Genomic DNA, 6734 nt, shown 5'->3' on the forward strand with positions numbered 1-6734 from the left:
TTACAGTGCCCGCCCAGGACGCCGACGCGGACCTCGACGGGCTGCCCATGCGCGTCCCCCAGGCCAGCATGGCCCCCCAGCTTCGCGCCGCCCGCCCAACGGAACGGCGGGCGGTCTCCGTGCGCTCGCCTGAAGAGCTCGCCCAGTTGATGTCCTCCATGCAACGCGGCTGGCAGCAGGGCCGGCGTCAGGCCGAGCAGGGACAAGATGCGTGGAACGGAAAGGACGACCATCCCGATGCCCGACCCCAGAAATGAACTGAGCTGGCTGCTCGACGACCTCACCCAGCGCGTGCCCGGCATCCGGCACGCCATCGTGCTGTCGGCCGACGGGCTGGCCATGGGCGGTTCCCGGGAGCTCACCCGAGAGGACGCCGAGCACCTGTCGGCCATCTCCGCAGGCAGCCACAGCCTGGCGATGGGCGCGGGACGACACTTCGCGCTCGGCGGTGTACGCCAGACGATCATCGAGATGGAGGGCGGCTTCCTGTTCGTCACCGCGGCCGGGCAGGGCGCCCGGCTGGCCGTACTGGCCGCCGCCGACGCCGAGCTGGGCATGGTCACCTACGAGATGGCGCTCCTGGTCAAGCGGGTCGGTGAGCACCTTTCCACGCAGCCGAGGGGAGCGGCGCCGGCGCCCGCCTGGAACGGCGGGAGGCCGTGACAGGCGAGGATCCAGGGCCGCTGATCCGGCTGTTCGGGCTGACCGGGGGCAGGGCGCGCCCGCAGGGCGAGGCGTTCGACCTGGTGGCCATCGTCCGGACGGTCGGCGGCTCCTACGAGCCCGCGGACCTCATTCCGGAGCATCGCGCCGTGCTCTCGCTGTGCCGCAGGCCGACACCGGTGGCGGACGTCGCGGCCCACCTCGCACTGCCGCTCAACATCACCCGGGTCATCCTGGGCGACCTGCGGCGCGAGGGTTTCATCACCATCGAGCGCCCGCGTCCCGCGACGCAGACGATCGACGAACGTATCTACAGGGAAGTGCTGCATGGACTACGCAGCCTCTGAGCCGGGCACGACCGCCGTCGCCCCGGCCTTGGCCATCAAGATCCTTATCGCGGGCGGCTTCGGCGTCGGCAAGACCACGATGGTCGGCACGATCAGCGAGATCCGGCCGCTGCACACGGAGGAACTGCTGAGCGAGCGGGGCGTCGGAGTGGACGACACCTCGGGCGTGGAGGCCAAGATCACCACCACGGTGGCGCTGGACTTCGGCCGGATCACCATCCGTGAGGGGCTGTGGTTGTACCTGTTCGGCACGCCGGGCCAGGACAGGTTCTGGTTCATGTGGGACGAACTGGCCCTGGGCGCGCTCGGCGCGGTCGTCCTGGCCGACACCCGGCGGCTACAGGACTGCTTCCCGGCCGTGGACTACTTCGAGCAGCGCGGCATCCCCTTCGTCGTCGGCGTCAACTGCTTCGACGGGGCCCGCCGCTACGACCCGGCCAAGGTACGGCGGGCGCTTGGTCTCGTGGGGACCATCCCGGTCGTGCTGTGCGACGTACGCGAGCGCGCGTCGGTCAAGGAGGTGCTGACCACCCTCGTGCGGTACGCCGTGGAGGGCGGCCAGGCCGTTTCGTCGCACCTCGCCTGAGGGGGGACCGCCGCCAGGTGGCGCGGCGGTCCTCCAGCCGAGCCCCGGACGCCGGTTCAGCCCCGCGGGGCGCCGGTCACTCGTACCACCACTTGTGCTGGATGGAGCCGTCGGCTCCGACCCACCAGACCTCCATGGTGTCCGGCCTGCGGGAGACGGAGGTGAGCCCGCCGGTGGTCGAGGCGCCAAGCGCGAAAGTCTCGAAATCCCAGGGCATTATTCCCCTTTCCGATGATTCATTCGGTAAGAGACCTACCTGGTCATACCTTTCGGGTCGTATGGGGATGACGTGGCGTCGGCGCTGCCTGTGGTGCACCCCGCCGAAATCCCGTCAATCTCGGCCTGGTCCATTAAAAAAACAATTTTGAGGGACTTGACTGCTTCATAGCCGCCTTTTAATGATTTGGTGCTTATGGCGGAATTGTGGTGATGCGTCCGGCTTTGCGGGATGAGGGCGGGCCACGGTGTCATGGTCGTGCATCGGGATTCGTGCGCGCCGTCGCGGGTCTGTCAACGAGTGAGGTTCTCCGGGCGTCGATTACTGAGGGAGGCCCGATGGAAGTACTCGACGGCCTGGAGAAGGACACGCTGGTGGAGCTTCTTCTCATTGAGGCCCTGCACCACGAGGCGGAACGCCTCACCGCCTGAGCGCCTCGCTGCTCCGGCGGCGGAGCAGCGAGGCCGGGTGACGCCACTCGGCTCGACGGGAGTGTGCGGCGAATCCTTGAGCGTCGGATCGCCGCCGGGTGACGACTCGACCGGACGACCTCATTCGTCTTTTCCTTCCCGGCCACGGTACGAAGCCGCCTGCGCGATCTCATGACGTCCGTGCGGGGTCAAAGGTCACGTCCACGGGAGCGCTGCGGCGGGCGACGGGGGGCGATGCCAGAATGATGGCGATATGTCAGCCACGTCGTCGTTGCGCCTGCTGCGCGCCGCCGCCTTCGCCGCGGTCTCGGTCGTGCTCGGCGTCGGCGCGCACGCGTTCGCGGGCGGGGCGGTCTCGGCGCTGTCGGCGTTCGTGGCGCTGCTGTTCTCGTTCGGCCCGGCGCATGCGCTGGCGGGGCGGGAGCGGCCGCTCGGCGTGATCCTGCCGACGCTCGCCGCCTCCCAGGCGGGGCTGCACGTACTGTTCTCGGCGGCGCACGCCATCGAGCCGCCGGCCGCCGCCCACGGGCACGCCCACTCCGCCGCCATCACGATCGACCTCGGCATGCTGGTCATGCACGGCTGGGCGGTCGTCCTGGCGGCGATCTGGCTGGCCCGCGGCGAGGCACTACTGTGGGCGCTGACCCGGCGGTTCGCGGTACGGCTCGCGCCGGTCCTGATCGTCTCTCCCGTCCCGTACGGTCGGCCGGTCGCGTTCATCCCGGCCGAGCACCCGGTGCCCCGGTACTCGCTCCGGCTCGGCCACGGCATGGGCCGCCGCGGGCCCCCTGGAGCCCTTCGCACCGTGTCCGCCTGATCCGGCCGTCCGCCGGGTCGGGTGTTCCCGATTCTCGAACGCCCCTGCCCGGCAGGGGTGCCTCCGGCGTGCGCGAAACGCCCGCCGGGCTCGAAGCAGTGCCATGGCACCAGTACCGGCGCAAGCCGGATAGAAGGGCTCAAATTCATGTTCTCGCGTGTCACCATCGCCACCGTCGGCCTGGCCGTCGCCGCGCTCACCACGGCGTGCGGTACCACCCAGGCGGCCCCCGCCGCCGCTCCCGTCTCCCTGCCCGCGTCCGCGTCCTCGTCCAGCGAGGCCCCGGGCGCGGCGCTCAGCATCACCGACCCATGGGTCAAGACGGCGGGCAAGGGCATGACCGCCGCGTTCGGGACCTTGGTCAACAACAGCGGCGCGGACATCACCGTCGTCGCCGGCAGCACGCCGCTGTCACCGAAGGTCGAACTGCACGAGGTCGTGGAGTCCAAGGGAAAAATGATCATGCGCCCGAAGGAGGGCGGCTTCGTGATCCCCGCAGGCGGCTCCCACCAACTCACGCCCGGCGGCGACCACATCATGCTCATGGACGTCGCCGAGAAGGTCGAGCCGGGCGCCGAGGTACCCTTCACCCTCACCCTCCAGGGCGGCGGCACCTTCTCCTTCACCGCCGTGGGCAAGGACTTCGCCGGCGCCAAGGAGAACTACCAGCCGGGCATGGAGGGCATGAACGAGGGCGACGGCCATGAGTAACCCCCCAGAGGCCCCGGGCCGGCGGGAGGCCGTTGCGGGTGTTCGGGCCGAGGTCAGCCGGCGGGGGGTTTTGTACGGTGGGGCCGCGGCGGTGGCCGGGGTGATGGCCACCGCCGGGCGGGCGACGGCCGCGCAGGCGGGGAGTACGGCGGACGGTGGTACCGCCGTCGAGGCGTTTCATGGGCCGCACCAGGCGGGGATCGCCACTCGGCCGCAGGCCCATGCCGTCTTCCTCGGCCTGGACCTGCGGCGGGGAGCCGACCGGGACAGCGTCTCGCGGATGATGCGGCTGCTCACCGACGACGCCCGCCGGCTCACGCAGGGCCGGCCCGCGCTGGCCGACACCGAGCCGGACCTGGCGGCGCTGCCCGCCCGGCTCACCGTCACCTTCGGCTTCGGCCCCGGGCTGTTCGCGGCCGTGGGCGGCGGGCCCGGCCGTACGCCCCCGGTCAAGGACCTGCCGGCCTTCAAGATCGACAAGCTGGAGGAGCGCTGGAGCGGCGGCGACCTGCTGGTCCAGATCTGCGCGGACGACCCGCTCACCGTGGCGCACGCGCTGCGGATGATCGTCAAGGACGTGCGGTCGTTCGCGACCGTCCGCTGGACCCAGCGCGGATTCCGCCGGGCCGCGCACACCCAGCGGCCCGAGCTCACCCAGCGCAACGTGATGGGCCAGCTCGACGGCACGGTGAACCCCGCCCCCGGTACGCCGGACTTCGAGCGCGCCGTCTGGATCACCGGCGGCGGCCCGCTGCACGGCGGTACCACGCTGGTCCTGCGCCGGATCCGCGCCGAGCTGGAAAGCTGGGACGCCGCCGACGTGGTGGCCAAGGAGTTCACCGTCGGACGCCGCCTGGACACCGGCGCGCCGCTCACCGGCAGGCAGGAGCACGACGAGCCGGACTTCGCCCGGCTCACCGCCGCCGGGCTGCCGATGATCTCGGAGTACGCCCACATCCGCAGGGCCCGGGTCGAAGATCCAGGGATGCGGATCTTCCGCCGGGTCTACAACTACGACGAGGGCGTCTCCGCGGGCGGCACCGCCGACTCGGGGCTGATCTTCGCGTCCTACCAGGCCGACATCGACCGGCAGTTCGTGCCCGTCCAGCGCCGGCTGGCCGAAGCGGACCTGCTGAACGAGTGGACGACCCCGATCGGCTCGGCCGTCTTCGCCGTCCCGCCGGGCTGCGGCCCGGACGGCTGGATCGGCCAGAGCCTGCTGGCCTGACCCCCGGCGGGGCTCCTCTCCCACCACGGGAGGGAGCCCCGCCGGTCAACGCGCGGTGGCGGCCGTCTCCGGTACGGCGTCCTCGTCCGGGTGGTCGAGAGGGTGGGCGATCTCGTCGGCGGGCATGCGGGCGAGCAGGATCGCCACGATCGCGATGGGCAGCGGGAGCAGGCCCGCGATCACGAACGTCGGGGTCAGGCCGACCGCCTCGCTCACCGGACCGGCGAGCGCCATCGAGATCGGCATGAAGACCAGCGACACGAAGAAGTCGAGGCTGGACACCCGGCCGAGCAGGGCGGGCGGCACCCGGCGCTGCAACAGCGTGCCCCAGATCACCATCGGGGCGTTGAACAGCGCGCCCAGCACGAACGCGGCCACCACGATCAGCCAGATCTGGTTGGCCACCCCGATCAGCACGAACGGCAGGCAGGCCAGGCCCCACATGACGTTCATCGCGGTCAGGTAGCGCCTGGGCAGTTTGCGGGAGGCCATGATCAGGGACGCGAGCGCGCCGCTGACGCCGAAGGCGGCCATCACGATCGCGTGGTCCTTCGGGCCGCCGCCCGCGCCGTCCTTGACCGCGAACGGGATCAGCACCTCCATCGGTCCCATCACCAGGAGGACCATCAGCGCGGAGAAGATCAGCGTGGCCAGCAGCCAGGGCGTCTTCAGCATGTAGACGAAGCCCTCGCGCATGTCGGCCAGCATCGAGCGGACGGGATGCCCGTCCGCCTCGGCGCTGCGGTCGCGCCGTAGCGCGACCGGGCGGAGCAGGATCAGGAAGGCCATCGCGGCCACCTGCGCGACCGCGCCCACGGTCAGCGCGGCGGCGGGGGAGTGGGCCGCGACCATGAGGCTGGCCAGCGCGGGGCCCGCCGCCTGGAGGACCACCGGCCGCAGCATGCCCTCGAAACCGTTGGCGGCGAGCAGGTGGCTCGCCGGGACGATCGAGGGCAGCATCGCGGAGTAGGCGGGGTAGTAGAAGCCGCTGCCCAGGCCGCGGATCAGCGCGACGGCGGCCAGGTGCCAGATCTGCACGACGCCGAGCAGCGCGAGCACCGCGATGGCGACGGCGGCGGTGGCCAGAACGGTCTCGGTGACCAGCAGAATGCGGCGCTGTGGCACCCGGTCGGCGACCACGCCGCCGAGCAGGGCGGTCGCCACCATGCCCACGGCGGTGCCGGTCGAGACGATCGACAGGTCGACGGCGCCGCCGCCGAGCGCGATCACCTGCCAGACCATGGCCATCAGCCACAGCCCTTCGCCCAGGAGGGAAGCCGTCAGGGAGCCGGTGAGCAGGCGGTACTGGCCGTGCTGGAAGGGACGGAACGGGCCGCGCAGCCAGCGCGCGGTGCCACCACCGTCGGCGACTGTCGGTTCGGTCATGAAGGGGCCTCCGGCAAAACGGCCAAACAGGGCGGCAACGCCACCCAAGGCGGACAACCTGACAATGGCCCCAACATAGAGCAGGCCACCGACATATTCCGGCACCACCACCAGGCCCCCGGGCGAACCCGCCCACCGGCGCGGCCAGAGGCCGCCGCGTTGGGCCGAGGCCGGGCGTTTCAGGGGCGGCGACCGGTTGACCGGTCGCGGGGCCGTGGGTCGGGACTTGGGCGTCGATGGCGGCTGGAGCCCAGAGTGAGGGCGCCCGCCGGCCTGTCCCGGCCAGAGGCCGTCGGGCAAGGCCGCCGCATTGGACCGTGGGCCGAGGCCGGGCGTGGGGTCATGGGG

The 6734-nt window shown here is 71.5% G+C and carries 9 protein-coding genes; 7 read left to right on the forward strand and 2 right to left on the reverse strand.

The window, feature by feature from the left end; translation table 11 throughout:
• The 4 genes from C1I98_RS42010 to C1I98_RS33045 form a co-directional block, all read left to right on the forward strand.
• On the forward strand, positions 1–257 hold a 257-nt coding region (locus C1I98_RS42010; RefSeq protein ID WP_158558282.1), incomplete at its 5' end, for a hypothetical protein.
• Positions 238–663: a roadblock/LC7 domain-containing protein gene (locus C1I98_RS33035; protein WP_111171268.1), complete on the forward strand. Its 426-nt coding sequence runs from the start codon at positions 238–240 to the stop codon at positions 661–663. The genes C1I98_RS42010 and C1I98_RS33035, both read left to right, overlap by 20 nt.
• Complete coding sequence (locus tag C1I98_RS33040; protein ID WP_199537393.1) at positions 660–1010, forward strand: DUF742 domain-containing protein; 351 nt, start codon at positions 660–662, stop codon at positions 1008–1010. Before C1I98_RS33035 ends, C1I98_RS33040 begins: the two co-directional genes overlap by 4 nt.
• Positions 991–1596, forward strand: a complete 606-nt coding sequence (locus C1I98_RS33045; protein ID WP_111171270.1) for a GTP-binding protein — start codon at positions 991–993, stop codon at positions 1594–1596. The genes C1I98_RS33040 and C1I98_RS33045 overlap by 20 nt, the downstream gene beginning before the upstream one ends.
• Before the next feature lie 76 nt (positions 1597–1672).
• Here the strand turns inward: C1I98_RS33045 and C1I98_RS42015 are convergent, their stop codons facing one another.
• A complete protein-coding gene (locus tag C1I98_RS42015) occupies positions 1673–1813 on the reverse strand; it encodes a hypothetical protein (RefSeq protein WP_158558283.1) in 141 nt (46 codons plus the stop codon).
• Between the two features lie 684 nt (positions 1814–2497).
• Between C1I98_RS42015 and C1I98_RS33050 the strand changes: the two genes are divergently transcribed.
• The 3 genes from C1I98_RS33050 to C1I98_RS33060 all read left to right on the forward strand — a co-directional run bounded on the left by C1I98_RS33050 (position 2498) and on the right by C1I98_RS33060 (position 5000).
• Positions 2498–3061 (forward strand): MFS transporter, encoded by a 564-nt coding sequence (locus C1I98_RS33050; RefSeq protein WP_146607787.1) that lies wholly within the window; start codon positions 2498–2500, stop codon positions 3059–3061.
• 147 nt (positions 3062–3208) lie between these two features.
• On the forward strand, positions 3209–3772 hold the full coding sequence (locus C1I98_RS33055; protein ID WP_111171272.1) for a copper chaperone PCu(A)C: 564 nt from the start codon (positions 3209–3211) through the stop codon (positions 3770–3772).
• A complete protein-coding gene (locus C1I98_RS33060; protein WP_111171273.1) occupies positions 3765–5000 on the forward strand; it encodes a Dyp-type peroxidase in 1236 nt (411 codons plus the stop codon). The genes C1I98_RS33055 and C1I98_RS33060 overlap by 8 nt, the downstream gene beginning before the upstream one ends.
• A gap of 45 nt (positions 5001–5045) precedes the next feature.
• On the opposite strand, the gene C1I98_RS33065 is transcribed toward C1I98_RS33060, so the two are convergent.
• Entirely contained in the window at positions 5046–6386 is a 1341-nt protein-coding gene (locus C1I98_RS33065; protein ID WP_111171274.1) for an MFS transporter, read from the reverse strand.
• Positions 6387–6734 lie beyond the last annotated feature (348 nt).

Source organism: Spongiactinospora gelatinilytica (genome assembly GCF_003236385.1).
GTDB classification, from domain to species: domain Bacteria; phylum Actinomycetota; class Actinomycetes; order Streptosporangiales; family Streptosporangiaceae; genus Spongiactinospora; species Spongiactinospora gelatinilytica.